The following is an 18,212-nucleotide window of genomic DNA, read 5'->3' on the forward strand; positions in this document are numbered from 1 at the left end:
GTTATCCTTCCTGCTCAATCTTGGTCAGCACCTCGCGCAGCACCGGCGCGTACTCATACTTGCCGGGGCAAACGAAGGTGCACAGCGCCAGATCTTCCTCGTCCAGCTCCAGACAACCCAGCGCCTGCGCGCTGTCGCTGTCGCCCGCCAGCAGATCGCGCAGCAGCAGCGTCGGCAAAATATCCAGCGGCATCACCCGCTCGTAGTTGCCGATCGGCACCATGGCGCGCTCGCCGCCGTTGGTGGTGGTTGAGAAGGCGAACAGTTTGTTCTTCAGGAAGTGGCCCAGCGTGGTGCGGGTAATGGAAAACTTGTTCGGCGAGGGCACGATCCAACCGAACAGCTCTTTGTCGCGCCCTTCTTCCAGCACCGACACCTGCGAGTGGAAGCGGCCGAGCCAGGCGTTCGGCCCGGCGGCGTGCATGCCGTTCAGCACCGAACCGGAGATCACCCGATTCTCGCCGCCTTTCAGGCGGCCGGCGGTCAGCTCATCGAGGCTGGCCCCCAGGCGGGTGCGCAGCAGCGCCGGCTGCGCCACCTGCGGCCCGGCCAGCGCCACCACACGGCGGGTATCGAGCTTGCCGGTGGTGAACAGCGTGCCTATGGCGATCACGTCCTGGTAACCGATGTGCCAAACGGTTTTCTTCAGGCTGACCGGTTCAAGGAAGTGAATGTGGGTGCCCGCCAGCCCGGCGGGATGCGGGCCGGCAAATTCGCTGTAGGCGATCTGCGGGCCGCTCTGCTGGCCAACCGAGGCGCCGGCGGCATGGCACACGTGCACCTTGCCCGCCGTCAGGCGCGCCAGCACCACCAGCCCGGCGTTGAACGCCGCCTGCTGTTCGGCGATGATCACCTGCGGATCGGCGGCCAACGGTTGGGTATCCATCGCGGTGACGAAAATGGCGCGCGGCTCGCTGCCGGGGCTCGGCGTTTTGCTGAACGGGCGGGTGCGCAGCGCGGTCCACAGGCCGCTGGCGATCAGTTCGCTTTCGACCTGTTCACGCGGCAGCTGGCTCAGTTCACCCAGCGGGTAGTGCGCGAACTCGAGCTGATCGTCGCCGCCGTTTTCCAGCGCAATCACCACCGATTGCAATACGCGCCGCTCGCCGCGGTTAATCGCGGCGATGCGGCCGCTGGCGGGTGCCGTGAAGAAAACCCCGGGGTTTTTCTTGTCTTCGAACAACGCCTGGCCTTTCTTAACGGTATCGCCTTCCTGCACCAGCATGGAGGGGCGCATTCCGACATACTCTTCCCCAAGCAGGGCGACATGCTGAATGTTCGGGCCATCTTGGATCGCCTGAACCGGAACCCCGGCTATCGGCAGATCTAACCCTTTTCTGATCTTAATCATAGGATTTATACGATGTAGTTTGGTTTACACGTCTGCCCGGCCCCAGAGGCGGGTGCGGGCGATGCCAGGATTGCCGGGCAGTGCGCACGACGGCACGCCCAACATGAACTTTCTCGCAGTGAATATATGGGGTAACGCGCATTCCCTTGATTCCCCCCCTCTCCGTTATTTGCGTGACAATCGATGTGTTAACGGCCTGTAGCCAAATAACCATCGAAACGGCCGGGTTATATGCCATAACCCCCGCCGCTTCAATCGCTACCGCGCGTTAAATTGAAGAGAGAATATTAACATTGTTCGCAACATTGTTCTGCGTTCCGTCGTGACTTGGGTCAAGCAAACGCAATTAAATTTCGCCTGTTTTTCACTACTTATCGTTAAAATCTGCCGGTCATTTCACTTTTATCGAGCTTTGTCGTTTTTTTATACATATCACGTATTGCTAAAAATAAACGCGCTGGTAATCTGGCGGTGTTTTGCAGCAGTAAAAACAATAATCAGTGGCATGCTGGCCAGGTTGATTGCGCCGGCAGATAAATATAAGCAGGAATTATAATGAGCAAAATCGCGCTGTTGTTTGCGATGCTTGTTTCTATGCCGATGATCACGGCCTGCAGCGCCAGCGAGCAGGTACCCGAAGCGCCGGTAGTTAAACAGCAATTATTGGGTTCGCCGGTCTATATTCAGATCTTCAAAGAGGAACGCAAGCTGGAATTGTATGCCAGAATGGGCAATGAATTCCGCCTGGTCAACACGTTCCCGATCTGTAATTTCTCCGGCGGGCTGGGTCCTAAACGTCGTGAAGGCGACTTTAAAAGTCCTGAAGGCTTTTATAGCGTTGACGCGCGCCATCTGAAACCCGACAGCAAGTATTATCGGGCGATCAATATCGGTTTCCCTAACGATTACGATAAGTCGCAGGGCTATTCCGGCGCTTATCTGATGATCCACGGCGAATGTAAATCGATCGGCTGTTACGCGATGACCAACACCTATATGGATGAGATCTATCGCTACGTCGAAGCCGCCTTCGCCTATGGCCAAAGCCGCGTCGACATCAGCATCTACCCGTTCCGCATGACCGAACAGAACCTGAAACGCCATGCGTCATCCAGCTATATCGCCTTCTGGCGCCAGCTGAAGCCGGGCTACGATTACTTCGCGAAGAACCGCCAACCGCCGACAATGGGCGTGGTCAATGGCCAGTACGTCTTGGGCCAACCGCTGATGAGCAGCGGCGGCATGATGACGCAGTACGCGTCAGCCAGCCCGACGCCCAACACCAACCCCTTCGCTCAGAACAAGCCGCTCACCGAAGTGAAATAACGCGAACTCGCCTGGCTCAATCTTGTGCCAGGTTTCGTTGGCGGTCAGCGGTTGGGTGGCAATCACCGTGACCACATCGTTCGGTGTGGTCTGTTGCTGAAAATCAATCTCCACGTCCTGATCAAGCAACGTCGCCTTGCCGAACGGCGCGCGGCGCGTGATCCAATACAGGTTGGTGGAACAATACGCCATCACGAAGCGCCCGTCCGACAACAGCATATTGAATACCCCTTTCTTGCGCAGCTGGCTCGCCAACAGGCCAATGTAGCGGAATACCGCCGGCCACTGGCTCGGGGTGCGCGGATATTTCAGCGCCAGCTGGTGCAGCAGCCAGCAGAACGCGTATTCGCTGTCGGTCTGGCCGACCGGGCGGAACGTGCCGGTATCCAGCTGGCGATAGCCTTTCAATTGGCCGTTGTGCGCATAGGTCCAGTTGCGGCCCCACAGTTCACGGGTGAACGGATGGGTGTTTTCCAACGCCACTTCGCCGCGGTTGGCCTGGCGAATATGGGACACCACCGCGCAAGACTTGATCGGGTAGTCCTGCACCAGGCGGGCGATCGGCGAGTTGAAGCTCGGCTGCGGATCCTTGAATGTACGGCAGCCGTTCCCTTCATAGAAGGTAATGCCCCAGCCATCCTTATGCGGCCCGGTGCGGCCGCCGCGCTGTACCAGGCCGGTAAAGCTGAAGCAGATATCGGTCGGTACGTTTGCGCTCATCCCGAGCAGTTCACACATCGCCAGCACTCCTTAACCACACTGACACAGGCTGTGCGGGCACGGCATACATGCGGCGCCCGCAGTCTTATTCATGGGGAGCCGCAGCCCCCCGAAGGCTATTACGCCTTAACCATCTCTTTTTCGATCAGCTGAATCAAGATGTGAATCGCTTTAATATGGATTTCCTGAATGCGATCGGCGTAACCGAAGTGCGGCACGCGAATTTCCACATCGGCGGAACCCGCCATCTTGCCGCCGTCCTTGCCGGTCAGGGTGATCACTTTCATCCCCTTGGCACGCGCCGCGTCGATAGCCTTGATGATGTTGCCGGAGTTGCCGGAGGTGGAAATGCCCAGCAGCACGTCGCCTTCGCGGCCCACCGCTTCCACATAGCGCGAGAACACATACTCATAGCCGAAGTCGTTGCTGACGCAGGACAGGTGGCTCACGTCCGAGATGGCAATCGCCGGGTAGCCCGGGCGGTTTTCGCGGTAGCGGCCGGTCAGCTCTTCGGCGAAATGCATCGCGTCGCAATGGGAACCGCCGTTGCCGCAGGAAATCACTTTACCGCCGGCTTTGAAGGAATCCGCCAGCAGCACCGCCGCGCGTTGGATGGCGTCGATGTTGGCGTCGTCATTGATAAATTTCGCCAGGGTATCAGCCGCTTCGTTCAGTTCACTGCGAATAAGGTCGTGGTACATGAGGAACCTCTTGTTATCGTCAAATCTTCCGCTCCGCAGTGTACCGGATCGCGGAAACAGCGAGAAGCATTCTCAGCCAAACAGCGCGTCGGTTAAGGAAGCGGAGAGGTTTTTGATGATTGGTGCTGTCAGTTTGTGACCTGAGTTGTAATTAAACTGTAAACGCATTGATAAAAATTCTGCCTTGTACTAAAACCTATTACATACACACAACAGGTCAGACCTCTTACTACTTCGGAGCTTCTTATGATGGTTCTTAGTATCGTCGTTTTCCTGGCTCTCCTCGGCGTGGTGTTCTACCACCGAGTGAACCTTACCCTCAGCAGCCTGATCCTGGTGGCGTACACCGCCGCCATGGGCGCGATCGGCCTGTGGAGCTTCTGGCTGTTGCTGCCGCTGGCGATCGTGCTGCTGCCGCTGAACCTTTCCTCTGTGCGTCGCTCTCTGCTCTCCGCGCCGGCGCTGCGCGCCTTCCGCAAGGTGATGCCGCCGATGTCCACCACCGAGAAGGAAGCGATCGACGCGGGCACCACCTGGTGGGAAGGCGATCTGTTCCGCGGTGCGCCGGACTGGAACAAGCTGCACAGCTACCCGAAACCGCGCCTGACGGAAGAAGAGCAGGCGTTTATCGACGGCCCGGTGGAAGAAGCCTGCCGCATGGCCAACGACTTCCAGATCACCCATGAACTGGCCGATCTGCCGCCTGAACTCTGGGCGTACCTGAAAGAACACCGTTTCTTCGCGATGATCATCAAGAAAGAGTACGGCGGCCTGGAATTCTCCCCTTACGCTCAGGCGATGGTGCTGCAAAAACTGGCCGGCGTTTCCGGCATCCTGGCGATCACCGTCGGCGTGCCAAACTCCCTCGGCCCGGGCGAACTGCTGCAGCACTACGGTACCGAAGAACAGAAAAACCACTACCTGCCGGGCCTGGCGCGCGGCGACGAAATCCCTTGCTTCGCGCTGACCAGCCCGGAAGCGGGTTCCGATGCCGGCGCGATCCCGGACGTGGGCACCGTGTGCATGGGCGAATGGCAAGGCAAGCAGGTGCTGGGCATGCGCCTGACCTGGAACAAGCGCTACATCACGCTGGCGCCGGTCGCCACCGTACTGGGCCTGGCGTTCAAACTGCATGACCCGAACCGCCTGCTGAGCGACAACGAATCCCCGGGCATCACCTGTGCGCTGATCCCGACCAGCACGCCGGGCGTGGAAATCGGCAACCGCCACTTCCCGCTGAACGTGCCGTTCCAGAACGGCCCGACCCGCGGCACCGACGTGTTCGTGCCGATCGATTACATCATCGGCGGGCCGAAAATGGCCGGCCAGGGCTGGCGCATGCTGGTTGAATGTCTGTCGGTCGGTCGCGGCATCACCCTGCCGTCCAACTCCACCGGCAGCCTGAAATCCATCGCCCTGGCGACCGGCGCCTACGCGCACATTCGCCGTCAGTTCAAGATCTCCATCGGCAAGATGGAAGGGATCGAAGAACCGTTGGCGCGCATCGCCGGCAACACCTATGTGATGGACGCCGCCGCTTCGCTGATCACCTATGCGCTGGTGCAGGGCGAGAAACCGGCCGTGCTGTCGGCCATCGTCAAATACCACTGTACGCACCGCGGCCAGCAGTCGATCGTTGACGCCATGGACATCGCCGGCGGTAAAGGCATCATGCTGGGCGAATCCAACTTCCTGGCTCGCGCCTATCAGGGCGCACCAATCGCCATCACGGTGGAAGGCGCGAACATCCTGACTCGGACCATGATGATCTTCGGCCAGGGCGCGATCCGCTGCCATCCTTATGTGCTGGATGAAATGGCGGCGGCGCAGAACAACGATCTGAACGCCTTCGATAAATCGCTGTTCGGTCACCTGGGCCACGTCGGCAGCAACAAGGTACGCAGCTTCTGGCTGGGCCTGACCAACGGCCGCACCAGCGCCACGCCAACCAAGGACGCGACCCGCCGTTACTATCAACAGTTGAACCGCCTGAGCGCCAACCTGGCGCTGCTGTCGGACGTTTCCATGGGCGTGCTGGGCGGCAGCCTGAAGCGCCGTGAGCGCATCTCCGCTCGCCTGGGGGATATCCTCAGCCAGATGTACCTGGCTTCCGCCGTGCTGAAACGCTTTGACGACGAAGGCCGTCAGAAAGAAGATCTGCCGCTGGTGCATTGGGGCGTGCAAGACAGCCTGCATAAAGCCGAACAGGCGCTGGATGATCTGCTGCGCAACTTCCCGAACCGCTTTATCGCCGGCGCGCTGCGCTTCGTGGTCTTCCCGTTCGGCCGCGTGCATACCGCACCGTCCGATCGCCTGGATCATCAGCTGGCCAAGATCCTGCAGGTGCCTTCCGCCACCCGCAGCCGTCTGGGACGCGGCCAGTACCTGACGCCGAGCGAGCATAACCCAATCGGCCTGCTGGAAGCGGCGCTGGCCGACGTGATGGCCGCCGAGCCGATTCACGAACGCCTGTGCAAGGCGGTCGGCAAAAACCTGCCGTTCACCCGTCTGGATCGTTTGGCGGAGCGCGCGCTGGAAGAAGGCAAGATCAGCGCCGACGAGGCGAAGATCCTGGTGAAAGCCGAAGAGAGCCGCCTGCGCTCCATCAACGTGGACGACTTTGCGCCGGATGCGCTGGCGGCCGCCAAGCCGGAAAAGCCGGCGGCGCAGTCTAAGCGCCAGCAGCAGACCGAAGCGGCTTAAGGTTCACTTCACGTATCCAAGGGGCGATCATCATCGCCCCTTTTTCTTTTGCTTTCATGACAAACTGCGCACCGCGCCGCAGGTTGGCGCAACGGCGGATTTAACGGGAAGGAAGTTCGGGTAGACTGCGCAGCGGGTGCTCTGGATCTTTCTGTCCGGCGCCTTGGCAAAGGAGAGAAAGAGAAAGGCCCCGAGTCGATATTATCAACCCGAGGCCACTCTGATGCCTAGCAACATCAGGTTAGCCTCTTACCCGCCGCAAGGCAAGGATAGGGAGGTCAAAAATGCAGCAAAAACGGGTCGTGCTTAAACTGGTGATCGTCTGTATGACGCTGATCGCGTTCATCTGGCTCACCCGCGGTTCGCTGTGCGAACTGCGCATCAGGTTGGGAGACTCGGAGGTTGCGGCCACTTTGGCTTACGAATCCGAACGGTAAGGCAACCCAACGGCGGGGTTCGCCCCGCCCGTTGGCTGATGATGTCAGGCAGGATCCACGAGCACCCGCCTTTTCAGCCTTGCTGACGAATACGCGCCAACAGCGCATCGATATGCTCGATCTGCGGCGCATTGACGATCAGCGTGCGCCCCAAGCCCAGCGCATGACGCTGACAGCCGAGGCGCATGTCGGCGTCGGCGATGCTGTCCAGATCGGCGACGTGCGCCAGGCCGATAGTGCGCCGAATCAGCTCGGTACCGCAGTACCCTATCGCATCAGTCCAGACCTGCAGCAGGAACTGCTCGGCGTAACCCGGCGTCGCCAGCGCCGCATCGCGGCTTTGCTGATGGCACAGCGCCAGGAAACGATCGGCAAAGATCAGCCACAGCTCGCGCACATCCTGCAGACGCTGCTCGCGCCCGGCGGCGGCGTCGCGCGGCCCGAACAGCCCAGGCTGGCCGCAATAGTTGAGCAGCAGATTGCCTAACGCAGTGCCGACATCAAAACCGATCGGGCCGTAGAAACCGAATTCAGCGTCGATCGCTTTCAATCGCCCTTCCGCCACGAAAATTGAACCGCTGTGGATATCCCCATGCAACAACGCCTCCGCCTTGCTGAGGAAGCGGTGTTTCAGGCCGGCGACCGCCAGCTTCAGCGGCGCATCCTCACGCAGCGCCTGCACCTGCGGCAACAGCGCCGCCTCGAACTGATTGCGCTCATGGTCGATATAGGGATCGGTAAAGAACAGATCTTCGGTGATCTGGCACAGCTCGGGGTTGGTGAAGCGACTGACTTCCGCCTTTTTCTGCTGCGCCGGCTGATAAAAATCGGAGGTGTGAAACAACGTCTGCGCCAGGTATTCCGCCAGCTGCCCGGCCGCCAGCGGATGATAGTTCCCCTGCACCAGTTCACTGCGCCAGATGCGATGATCGGAGAGATCTTCCTGCACCATCACCGCCAACTCGGGATCGTGATGCAAGACTTTTACCGTATGCCGCGGGCAGAAACCGCCGTGGATCAACAGCGTTTCCGCTTCGATGCGCGCCCGATCCAACGTCAGCGGCCAGGATTCGCCCACGCAGCGCACGTAGGGCAGCGCCTGTTTGACGATCACCCGGCTCACGCCTTCGCGATCGCGGATCTTGAACACCAGGTTCAGGTTGCCGTCGCCGATCTCGTCGGCGCTGACCAGCGCCTGCGGATCGGCCACCTGCCCGTATTGGCGGGCGTATTCAACGGCATCGGCAGCCGTAAACGTACGATAAAGCGACATTCCCCAACCCCTCTGTTCTCTCTCGCTGCCCCCAGCGATTCTGTTTATTTAGACGTAAAAGCATTTGGACGTCTATACATCTGGAAGTCATGTTGGCAGAATAGCGTTTCAGATGCAATAACCTCGCAACAAGGAATTAACCGCCGATGCAAGCGCTTAACACCACCAGTTTGACCCTGCAGGACAACCGCCTTTGGATCCTCGATCAGCAAGCCCTGCCGCAGGAAAAGCGGTGGCGCGCTTGCGACAGCGTGGAGGAGTTGGTCGGGCACATTCACAGCCTGCGGGTGCGCGGCGCACCGCTGATCGGGCTGTCCGCCAGCCTGTTGTTGGCGCTGCTGGCGGAACGCGGTCTGACGCGCGCCGAGCTGGAGCAGGCGCTGCACACGCTGCGCGCCGCCCGCCCGACGGCGGTTAACCTGATGAACAATCTGGATCGCATGAAGCTGGCGCTGGCGGAGCCTGACTGGGCGCCGGCGATGGTGAACGAAGCGCTGCGGTTGGTGGAGGAAGATCGCCTGCTGTGCGATCGCATCGCCGATCGCGGCGCTGGTCTGGTCAAGCCCGGCAGCCGCCTGCTGACCCACTGCAATACCGGCGGGTTGGCCACCGCCGGCGTCGGCACCGCCATCGGCGTGCTGCTGCGCGCCCACCAGCAGGGCAAGGTGCAACAGGTATGGGTAGATGAAACCCGGCCGCTGCTGCAGGGCGGCCGTCTGACCGCCTGGGAACTGGGCGAGCTGGGCATTCCCTATCGCCTGATCTGCGATTCGATGGCCGCCAGCCTGATGGCGCAGGGCCAGGTCGATGCGGTGTGGGTCGGCGCGGATCGCATCGCCGCCAACGGCGACGTCGCCAACAAGATTGGCACTTACAGCCTGGCGGTGCTGGCGCACTACCATGGCATTCCATTCTACGTGGCCGCCCCGCACACCACCCACGATCCGCACTGTCCGGACGGCGCCGCCATCCCGATCGAGCAGCGAGCAGCAGCCGAAGTCACCGGCGTTTCAGGCAGCTTCGGCGCCTGCCAGTGGGCGCCGGCCGAGGCGCCGGTCTACAATCCGGCGTTCGACGTCACGCCGGCAAAACTCATCAGCGGGTGGGTGTTCGACAGCGGCGTGATCACGCCGCAACAGGTTGAAGCGGGGATTTTCCGGCGGACGCTGGGTTAACGCCCGCCGGTTAACGATCAGTCCAGACGCGGATAGGCATCGGCGATCTTGTCGCCGGTGAAATGCGCCACCCAGCCTTCCGGGTTGTCGAACACCCGGATCGCGGTAAAGTGCGGCGCCGAGCCCATATCGAACCAGTGGCGGGTGTTGGCCGGCACTGAGATCAGATCGTTCTTTTCGCACAGGATCTGGAAGATCTTGCCGTCCAGATGCAGGCAAAACAGCCCCGCCCCTTCAACGAAAAAGCGCACTTCATCTTCGCCGTGCGTATGTTCGGACAGGAATTTTTCACGCAGCGCCTGGCGCTGTTCGTGGTCCGGTCGCATGCTGATCACGTCCCAGCTCTGGTAGCCCTTTTCCGCCACCAGCCGGTCGATCTCATGCTGGTAGGCGGCGATCACCGCCTCCGGCTGCGGATTGTCGCCCAGCTCGCGATCCGCCTGCCAACGCTCAAAGCGCACGCCGATCTGCGCCAGCTGGCGCTGGATTTCCTGCGCGTCGCGGCTCTGCCACAGCGGCTGCTGCGGCGCTGTATCACTGAAAATGGTCAATCCACTCATGAGACAAACTCCCCTAAATCGATGTGATCAAAACGGCTGACCTGTGGATGCCGGCTTTGTGCGTCCGCCTCATCGCGGATCAGCTGGCAGGTATGCCAGCCGGCGGCCTGCGCCGCGTCCAGCTCCTGGTGGATATCGGACAGGAACAGCAGTTCGTCGGGCGCGATGCCGATAGCCTGCGCAATGTTGCGGTACGACGCGGTTTCACGCTTGGCGCCGACGTGCGTGTCGAAATAGCCGCTAAACAGCGGCTGCAGATCGCCGGCGTCGCTGTGGCCGAACAGCAGCTTCTGCGCCTCCACCGAACCGGAGGAATAGACGTAAAGCTGCAGCCCCTGACGCTGCCAGGCGGCCAGCTGCCCCGCGACCTCCGGGTACAGATGCCCGCGGAAATCCCCTTCGCGATAGCCGCTACGCCAGATGATGCCCTGCAGCGCCTTGAGCGCGGTGGATTTGCGGTCTTCATCCATAAAGCGGTACAGCGCGGCGATCAGCGCGTCGAGATCCGCCTGTGGCTGGTCAATTTCAGCGCGCAGCGCCGCCAGCGGCGCGGCGACTTCGCTCTCCGTGGCGTGACGGCGAACAAAATCCGCCAGCCGTTCACGGGCATAGGGAAACAGCACCTGATGCACGAAGCGAATATCGCTGGTGGTGCCTTCAATATCGGTCACGATAGCGCGGATCATTTCGCCTCCAGCAAACGACGTTGCAGTTCACACTGGAACAGGAATTCCAGCCCTTCGAGATGGCGGCGGGCTTCCGCCACCTGGCTTCCCCAGCAATAGAGACCGTGGCCGCGCACCAGAAAACCGTACTGCAGCGGCGTGACCTCGGCATAGGCCGCCACGCGCGCCGCCAGCCGGGGGATGTCCTGATCGTTATCGAAAATGGGGATCGCCACGCTGTCCAGGTGGCTGCGCTGGCCAGCGAGCGACTTTTGCATTTCGTACCCCTGCAGCACCAACGCATCGCCGCGTTCCACCCGCGACAACACGGTGGCGTTGACGGAATGGGTATGCAGCACCGCGCCAAGGTGCGGGTACAAGCGATAGAGCAGCGTATGCAGCCCGGTTTCCGCCGATGGCGTACGGCCGCTCGGCACGTGATTGTCAGCAATATCCACCCGCAGAAAATCGGCGGCGCTCAGGCTGCCTTTGTCTTTGCCGGATTCGGTGACCAGGCACTGGCGTTCGTCGAGGCGCAACGACATGTTGCCGCCGGTCGCCGGACACCAGCCTTTGTCGCCAATCCAGTGGCAGACCGCCAGTAATGCGGTAAGTTGCGGATTCTCCGTCATTGTTATCGTTTCCCGTTCGGTATAGCGGTCAGCAGGTGAGGCTTAGCCGGCTGCGCGACAGGCTAAGCACTTTTTCGCATTTAGCCATCTAAGCGTCTTGATTGCCAAATACTAGCATCGTGTTATATTGACGGCAATATAAGCGCCTGGAGTATTCACCTGCTATGAGCACTTCCGCATTGATTCCCGAAAGTAAACTGCCTGCCCTGGGCACCACCATCTTCACCCAGATGAGCGCGCTGGCGCAGCAGCATCAGGCGATCAACCTGTCGCAGGGCTTCCCCGATTTCGACGGGCCGGACTACCTGAAAGCACGCCTGGCCTGGCATGTCGCCCAGGGCGCCAACCAGTATGCCCCGATGACCGGCGTGGCGGCGCTGCGCGAAGCCATCGCCGACAAAACTGCCGAGCTGTATGGCTGGCAGCCGGACGCCACCGCCGAAGTGACCGTCACCGCCGGCGCTACCGAAGCGCTGTTCGCCGCCATCACGGCACTGGTGCGCCCCGGCGATGAGGTGGTCTGTTTCGATCCGAGCTACGACAGCTACGCGCCGGCGGTGACGCTGGCCGGCGGCGTACTCAAACGCCTCGCCCTGCAGCCGCCCGCGTTTGCCGTGGATTGGCACCGGTTCGCCGCCGCGCTGTCGCCGCGCACCCGCCTGGTGATCGTCAACACGCCGCACAACCCGTCCGCCACCGCCTGGCAGGCGGAAGACATGCAGCAGCTGTGGCACGCCATCGCCGAACGCGAAATCTACGTACTCAGCGACGAGGTTTACGAACATATCTGCTTCGCCAAAGGCGGCCACGCCAGCGTGTTGGCCCACCCGCAGCTGCGCCAACGCGCGATCGCGGTCTCCTCTTTCGGCAAAACCTTCCACATGACCGGCTGGAAAGTGGGTTACTGCGTGGCGCCCGCCGCGCTGAGCGCCGAGGTGCGCAAGGTGCATCAATACCTGACCTTTTCGGTCAATACTCCGGCGCAGTTGGCGCTGGCGGATAGCCTGCGCACCGAACCGGAGCACTGGCGACAGCTGCCGGCGTTCTATCGCGCCAAGCGCGATCGCTTTGTGCAGGCGCTGGCGAGCAGCCGACTGGAAATTTTACCCTGCGCCGGTACATACTTCTTGCTGGCGGACTACAGCGCCATCTCCGATCTGGACGATGTGGCGTTCTGCCATTGGTTAACTGAGCACGTGGGCGTGGCGGCCATTCCGCTGTCGGTCTTCTGTGCCGATCCTTTCCCTCATAAATTGATCCGGCTGTGCTTCGCTAAACAGGACGCCACGCTGGATGCAGCTGCGGAGCGGTTATGTCGACTTTAAAAATTACCCTGTTGCAGCAACCGCTGGTCTGGCGCGACGGCCTCGCTAACCTGGCCGCCTTCGACGCGTTGCTGGCGCCGATCGTCGGGCGCGATCTCATCGTCTTGCCGGAAATGTTCACCACCGGTTTTGCCATGGATGCCGGCGAGAGCGCCCTGCCCGAACAGCAGGTGATCGACTGGCTGCACGGCTGGGCGGTGAAAAGCCACGCGTTGATCGGCGGCAGCGTGGCGCTGAAAACCGCCGAAGGCGCGGTCAATCGCTTCCTGCTGGTGGAGCCGGGCGGCCAGGTGCATGCCTATGACAAACGCCATCTGTTCCGCATGGCCGGCGAACACCTGCACTACCAGGCCGGCAACCGGCGTGAAATCTTCGAGTGGCGCGGCTGGCGCATCCTGCCGCAGATCTGCTACGACCTGCGCTTCCCGGTCTGGGCGCGCTATCAGCAGGATTACGATCTGGCGCTGTACGTCGCCAACTGGCCGGCGCCGCGCAGCCGCCATTGGCAAACGCTGCTGGCGGCGCGGGCGATTGAAAATCAGGTGTATGTGGCGGGCTGCAACCGGGTGGGCGAAGACCCTAACGGCCTGAACTACAGCGGAGACAGCCTGATCATCAGCCCGCAGGGCGAGATCCTGGCGGATGCCGAGCCCGGCGCGGCCGCGCGGCTAGACGCCGAGCTGTCGCTGGAAAACCTGCAAAGTTACCGCAGCGCCTTCCCGGCCTGGCGCGACGCCGACAGCTTTCTGCGTCTTGACTGATTAAACGCGGTCCCAGCCGGCGATCGTCAGGCAATAGGCCTGGATCGCCAGCGCTACGTCCGCCTGCCGCACCGCTTCGGCCGGATGATGGCTGACGCCGCCGGCGCAACGCACAAACAGCATGCCGACCGGCCATTGCGCCGCCACGGCGATGGCGTCATGACCGGCGCCGCTCGGCAGCGCCAGGCTCTGCCCCTGTACCTGCTCGACGGCCGCCTGCCAGCGGCGCTGCAGATCGCTATCGCAGGCGGTGGCGTCAATGCGGTAAAACTCCTCGCTGGCGAAGCGCGCTCCGCGGCGTGCGCAGATCGTCTGCGCCTGCGCCAGCAACATCTCCAACAGCGCCGCCAGCGGCGCATCCTGCGGGCCGCGCACGTCGAGCGTCAATCGCACTTCGCCCGGGATCACATTGGCCGCGCCCGGCAGGCTCTCGATGCAGCCGACGGTGGCCACCAGATGCGGATCGGCGTCGCGGGTCAACGTTTCAACCGCCGTTATCCATTCCGCCGCGGCCGCCAGCGCGTCTTTGCGCTGCCCCATCGGCACCGTACCGGCATGCCCCGCATCCCCGCTAAAGACACAGTTAAGCCGACGTGCGCCGTTGATCGCCGTCACCACGCCCAGCGCCAGGTCGGCCGCCTCCAGACATGGGCCTTGTTCGATATGCAATTCCAGATAAGCGCGGATTTCCTGCGGCGCGCGGCGCGCCTGCGCGATCGCCGTCGGCTCCAGCCCAAAGTCGCGCATGGCCTGCGCGATGCTCACCCCGTCCGCGTCAGTCTGCGCCAGCCATTCCTGCGGCCATTGGCCGGTCAAGCCGCGGCTGCCCAGCAACGTCACGCCAAAGCGAGCGCCCTCTTCGTCGGCAAAGCCGATCACCTCCAGCGCCAGCGGCAAACGGCGCCCCTGGCGGTGGTATTGCGCCACCGTTTCCAGCGCCGTGAGCACGCCGAGCATGCCGTCATAACGCCCGGCGTTGCGCACCGTGTCCAGATGCGAACCGAGCAGCAGCGCGGAGGCGCCGGGCGTTAGCCCTTCATAACGGCCACAGATATTGCCGACGCTGTCTTGCCACACCCGCATGCCGCTCTCGCGCATCCATTCGCCCACCAGAACGTTGGCGCGCCGATGTTCCGCAGACAAATAAAGACGCGTCAGTTTACCGGGCTCCGCGCTGATCGCCGCCAGCTCGTCACAGCGCGCCATCACCCGCGCGGCGGCCTGCTGCGCCTCCTGCGGCGTCATTCTGGCCGTCCTGCATCGTACAGCTTCCAGGCCGCCTGGAGGGCCTCCCCCTGTTGCGTGGCGAAGCCCAACCGGTTCAACACCGCCTCCAGCGCCGCCAGCGTTTGCAGCACGCAATCTTTGCGCGCGTTGTAGCCCATGGTGCCGATGCGCCAGATCTTGCCCTGCAGCGGGCCGAACGAGGTGCCGATTTCGATGGCGAAATCGTTCAGCATCATCTGCCGCACCTGCTCGCCGTGCACCTGCGGCGGGATCATCACGCCGAGCACGTTATTCATGCGGTGCTCGAGATCGCCGAACACCGCCAGCCCCATGCCTTGGATGCCCGCCAGCATCGCCGCGCCATGCAGCCGGTGGCGGGCAATGGCCTGATCCAGCCCTTCCTCGAGGATCACCCGCGCGCATTCTCGCGCCGCGAACAACATGCTGGTGGCTTCGGTATGGTGATTCAGGCGTTCCGGCCCCCAATAATCCATGATCATGCCGAGGTCGAAATAGTTGGAGTAGATCATCTCGTCGTCGCCGTCGGCATGTTCGGCGGTGCGGATCCCCTCCTCCACGCATTTGCGACGACGCACGATCTCTTCAAACTGCGGGCTGAGGGTGACCGGCGAACTGCCGGAAGGGCCGCCCAGGCACTTCTGCAGCCCGGCGGAGACCGCATCCAGCCCCCAGGCGTCGGTCTCCAGCGGGTTGCCGCCAAAGGACGCCGTCGCATCGGTATAGAACAGCACGCCGTGGCGGCGACAGATATCGCCCAGCTCATGCAGCGGCTGCAGCATGGTGGTGGACGTGTCGCCCTGCACCGTCAGCAGCAGACGCGGGCGCACCCGCTTAATCGCGTCTTCGATGCGATCGGCGCTGAACACCTCGCCCCACGGCGCGTCGATCGTGTGTACCTCGGCGCGACAACGGCGGGCAATTTCGCACAGCAGATGTCCGAAGCGGCCGAATACCGGCACCAGCACCTTATCGCCCGGACGAATGGCAGAAACCAGCAGCGCCTCGATGCCGGCGCGCGAGGTGCCGTCCACCAGCATCGTCCAGCGGTTTTCGGTGCGGAACAGCGCGCGATACAGCGCCATGACCTGATTCATGTAACCGGTCATTGCCGGATCGTACTGGCCGATCAGTTGGCTCGACATGGCGCGCAGCACGCGCGGATCGGCGTTGATCGGCCCCGGCCCCATCAACAGGCGCGCCGGCGGGTTAATCTGTTCGAACTGCGGAGTAGTTAGCATGTTATTTCCTTACCAGCTTAATAACTTGTCATTTTATTTGCCGAGATCAGGCTTCTGACAACCCGCGCACAGAAGCGATAAACTGTTTCAATTCCTGCGTTTGCGGATTGGCGAACAGCGTGCGGCTATTTCCCTGCTCCCACACCTTGCCCTGGTGCATGAATACCACCCGGTCGCCCACCTCGCGGGCGAAGCTCATTTCATGAGTGACCAGAATCAGCGTCATGCCCTCTCGCGCCAACTGTTCCAGCACCTTCAGGACTTCACCCACCAGCTCGGGATCCAGCGCCGAGGTGATCTCATCGCACAGCAACACCTTCGGTTTCATCGCCAGCGCCCGAGCGATCGCCACCCGCTGCTGTTGCCCGCCGGAAAGGTTGGCCGGCGCGTAATGCATGCGCTCACCCAATCCCACCTTGTTCAGCATCTGTTCGGCCAACTCGCGGCACTCGGCAGCGCTTTTTTTCAGCACCCGGCGCGGCGCCAGCATCACGTTTTCCAGCGCCGTCATATGCGGGAACAGGTTAAAGTTCTGAAACACCATGCCAATCGAGCGGCTGATTTCACGCGCCTGCGAATCGCGTTCGGTGATGGTCATGCCGCCCAGTTTGATGCTCCCTTCCTGATACCCTTCCAGCCCGTTGATACAGCGCAATAGCGTGCTTTTACCAGACCCGCTGCGGCCGATGATCGAGACCACCTGTCCCATGTCGATATCCAGATCCACGCCCTTCAACACATGATTCTGACCGTAATATTTTTGAACCTGATTAATGGTGATGATCGGCATGGCATTTCTTCTCCAGATAATGGCTGTAACGCGACAAGGGATAGCACATCAGGAAATAGCCCAACGCGACCAGACCAAACACCTTGAAGGGCTGATAAGTCACATTGTTCAGCATGGTGCCGGCCTTGGTCAGCTCGACGAAGCCAATGATCGACGCCAAGGCGGTGCCCTTGATCACCTGAACCGAGAAACCGACGGTCGGCGCAATGGCGATACGCACCGCCTGCGGCGTGATGACGCGCATCAGCGTCTGCGCGAAACTCAGCCCGAGACAACGGGCTGCCTCCCACTGACCTTTCGGCAAGGCGGCGATGCTGCCGGACCAGATATCCACCAGAAAAGCGCTGGTGAATAGCGTCAGCGCCAGCGCGGCCGCGGTCCATGGGCTGACGTCGACGCCGAACAGCGCCAGACCGAAAAACGCTAAAAACAGCTGCATCAGCAGCGGCGTGCCCTGAAACAGTTCTGCGTAAACGCGGACAAAACGCATTGCCCAGCGGCGCTTGCTCAGGCGCATCAACACCAGCGGCAGCGCCACCAGCGTGCCGCCGAAGAACGCCGTCAACGACAGCAGCAGCGTCCAGCGAGCCGCCAACAGCAGATTGCGCACGATGTCCCAATCGGTAAACGTCAGCATCAGTTTCGGCTCCCTAAAAAACGCCGCCCGGCGGCCAGCAACAGTTGACGCATCAACAGCGACAACAACAGATAAAGCAGCGCCGTCACCAGATAGACTTCAAAGCTGAGGAAGGTGCGCGACTGGATCAGGTTGGCGGCGAAGGTCAGCTCTTCGAACGAGACCTGCGACACCACCGAGGATCCCAGCATCACGATGATGCACTGGCTCACCAACGCCGGATAAATACGCTGCAGCGACGGCGGCAGTACGATGCGTAAAAAGGTCTGGCTGCGGCTGAGCCCCAACACGCGTCCCGCTTCCCACTGCCCCTTCGGCGTGACCTGAATGCCGGCGCGAATAATTTCGGTGCTGTAGGCGCCAAGGTTGATCACCATCGCCAGCAGCGCCGCCTGCCCGGCCGTCAGTTTCCAGCCCAGGCTCGGCAGGCCGAACACGATGAAGAACAACTGCACGACGAACGGCGTGTTGCGCACCACTTCGACGTAAACGCCCCAGAGGCGGCTCAGCGCGCCGGCCCGGCCGCTGCGGATCGCCGCGCCGCAAATGCCCAACGCAACCCCCATCAACGTCGCCAGCGCCGTCAGCGCCATCGTCGTCAGTAACCCCGCCAACAGCTCAGGCATGTAGGGCCAGAGCGCGGAGAAATTCAGCTGATAGGTCATCCGCC

The 18,212-nt window shown here is 61.8% G+C and carries 18 protein-coding genes; 6 read left to right on the top strand and 12 right to left on the bottom strand.

Translation table 11 applies throughout. From position 1 onward, the window contains the following. Position 1: 1 nt before the first annotated feature. Positions 2–1,351, bottom strand: a complete 1,350-nt coding sequence (locus JL05_RS24080; RefSeq protein ID WP_033634100.1) for a Na(+)-translocating NADH-quinone reductase subunit A — start codon at positions 1,349–1,351, stop codon at positions 2–4. 555 nt (positions 1,352–1,906) lie between these two features. Between JL05_RS24080 and dpaA the strand changes: the two genes are divergently transcribed. Next, positions 1,907–2,677 (top strand): peptidoglycan meso-diaminopimelic acid protein amidase, encoded by a 771-nt coding sequence (gene dpaA, locus JL05_RS24085; protein WP_004930225.1) that lies wholly within the window; start codon positions 1,907–1,909, stop codon positions 2,675–2,677. Here dpaA and JL05_RS24090 read toward each other — a convergent pair. Continuing rightward, positions 2,612–3,415, bottom strand: coding sequence for a class II glutamine amidotransferase (locus JL05_RS24090; protein WP_004930222.1), 804 nt, complete (start codon positions 3,413–3,415; stop codon positions 2,612–2,614). The genes dpaA and JL05_RS24090 overlap by 66 nt on opposite strands. A gap of 101 nt (positions 3,416–3,516) precedes the next feature. Further along, positions 3,517–4,098: a D-sedoheptulose 7-phosphate isomerase gene (gene lpcA, locus JL05_RS24095; RefSeq protein ID WP_004930220.1), complete on the bottom strand. Its 582-nt coding sequence runs from the start codon at positions 4,096–4,098 to the stop codon at positions 3,517–3,519. Between the two features lie 246 nt (positions 4,099–4,344). Here lpcA and fadE point away from each other — a divergent pair, with 246 nt between their 5' ends. Further along, on the top strand, positions 4,345–6,801 hold the full coding sequence (gene fadE, locus JL05_RS24100; RefSeq protein WP_033634101.1) for an acyl-CoA dehydrogenase FadE: 2,457 nt from the start codon (positions 4,345–4,347) through the stop codon (positions 6,799–6,801). 284 nt (positions 6,802–7,085) lie between these two features. Then, positions 7,086–7,238, top strand: coding sequence for a Hok/Gef family protein (locus JL05_RS24105; protein WP_004930217.1), 153 nt, complete (start codon positions 7,086–7,088; stop codon positions 7,236–7,238). 73 nt (positions 7,239–7,311) lie between these two features. Here the strand turns inward: JL05_RS24105 and mtnK are convergent, their stop codons facing one another. After that, positions 7,312–8,511: an S-methyl-5-thioribose kinase gene (gene mtnK, locus JL05_RS24110; protein ID WP_033634102.1), complete on the bottom strand. Its 1,200-nt coding sequence runs from the start codon at positions 8,509–8,511 to the stop codon at positions 7,312–7,314. Positions 8,512–8,657: 146 nt separating this feature from the next. On the opposite strand from mtnK, the gene mtnA reads away from it, so the two are divergent. Beyond that, a complete protein-coding gene (mtnA, locus tag JL05_RS24115; RefSeq protein WP_033634103.1) occupies positions 8,658–9,686 on the top strand; it encodes an S-methyl-5-thioribose-1-phosphate isomerase in 1,029 nt (342 codons plus the stop codon). A gap of 17 nt (positions 9,687–9,703) precedes the next feature. On the opposite strand, the gene JL05_RS24120 is transcribed toward mtnA, so the two are convergent. From JL05_RS24120 to JL05_RS24130, 3 genes are read right to left on the bottom strand one after another with little or no spacing between them, the layout of a single operon-like run. Continuing rightward, a complete protein-coding gene (locus JL05_RS24120) occupies positions 9,704–10,246 on the bottom strand; it encodes a 1,2-dihydroxy-3-keto-5-methylthiopentene dioxygenase (RefSeq protein WP_015376726.1) in 543 nt (180 codons plus the stop codon). Next, the gene (mtnC, locus tag JL05_RS24125) at positions 10,243–10,932 is read right to left on the bottom strand and encodes an acireductone synthase (protein ID WP_021505012.1); all 690 of its coding nucleotides are present in this window, start codon (positions 10,930–10,932) and stop codon (positions 10,243–10,245) included. The genes JL05_RS24120 and mtnC overlap by 4 nt, the downstream gene beginning before the upstream one ends. Next, entirely contained in the window at positions 10,929–11,543 is a 615-nt protein-coding gene (locus JL05_RS24130) for a methylthioribulose 1-phosphate dehydratase (RefSeq protein ID WP_033634104.1), read from the bottom strand. Before JL05_RS24130 ends, mtnC begins: the two co-directional genes overlap by 4 nt. 164 nt (positions 11,544–11,707) lie before the next feature. On the opposite strand from JL05_RS24130, the gene JL05_RS24135 reads away from it, so the two are divergent. Beyond that, entirely contained in the window at positions 11,708–12,868 is a 1,161-nt protein-coding gene (locus JL05_RS24135; RefSeq protein WP_033634106.1) for a pyridoxal phosphate-dependent aminotransferase, read from the top strand. After that, positions 12,856–13,629, top strand: a complete 774-nt coding sequence (locus JL05_RS24140) for an amidohydrolase (protein WP_033634107.1) — start codon at positions 12,856–12,858, stop codon at positions 13,627–13,629. Before JL05_RS24135 ends, JL05_RS24140 begins: the two co-directional genes overlap by 13 nt. Here the strand turns inward: JL05_RS24140 and hpxK are convergent, their stop codons facing one another. The 5 genes from hpxK to JL05_RS24165 are packed head-to-tail and all read right to left on the bottom strand — an operon-like array spanning position 13,630 to position 18,207. Continuing rightward, entirely contained in the window at positions 13,630–14,874 is a 1,245-nt protein-coding gene (gene hpxK / locus JL05_RS24145; RefSeq protein WP_033634108.1) for an allantoate amidohydrolase, read from the bottom strand. It lies immediately after the preceding gene. Next, complete coding sequence (locus JL05_RS24150) at positions 14,871–16,115, bottom strand: pyridoxal-phosphate-dependent aminotransferase family protein (protein ID WP_033634109.1); 1,245 nt, start codon at positions 16,113–16,115, stop codon at positions 14,871–14,873. Before JL05_RS24150 ends, hpxK begins: the two co-directional genes overlap by 4 nt. 46 nt (positions 16,116–16,161) lie before the next feature. Then, positions 16,162–16,905: an amino acid ABC transporter ATP-binding protein gene (locus JL05_RS24155; protein WP_033634110.1), complete on the bottom strand. Its 744-nt coding sequence runs from the start codon at positions 16,903–16,905 to the stop codon at positions 16,162–16,164. Continuing rightward, on the bottom strand, positions 16,886–17,542 hold the full coding sequence (locus tag JL05_RS24160; protein ID WP_033634111.1) for an amino acid ABC transporter permease: 657 nt from the start codon (positions 17,540–17,542) through the stop codon (positions 16,886–16,888). Before JL05_RS24160 ends, JL05_RS24155 begins: the two co-directional genes overlap by 20 nt. Next, complete coding sequence (locus tag JL05_RS24165; RefSeq protein ID WP_033634112.1) at positions 17,542–18,207, bottom strand: amino acid ABC transporter permease; 666 nt, start codon at positions 18,205–18,207, stop codon at positions 17,542–17,544. Before JL05_RS24165 ends, JL05_RS24160 begins: the two co-directional genes overlap by 1 nt. Positions 18,208–18,212 lie beyond the last annotated feature (5 nt).

The sequence above is a fragment of the Serratia nematodiphila DZ0503SBS1 genome (assembly GCF_000738675.1).
In the GTDB taxonomy this organism is placed as follows: domain Bacteria; phylum Pseudomonadota; class Gammaproteobacteria; order Enterobacterales; family Enterobacteriaceae; genus Serratia; species Serratia nematodiphila.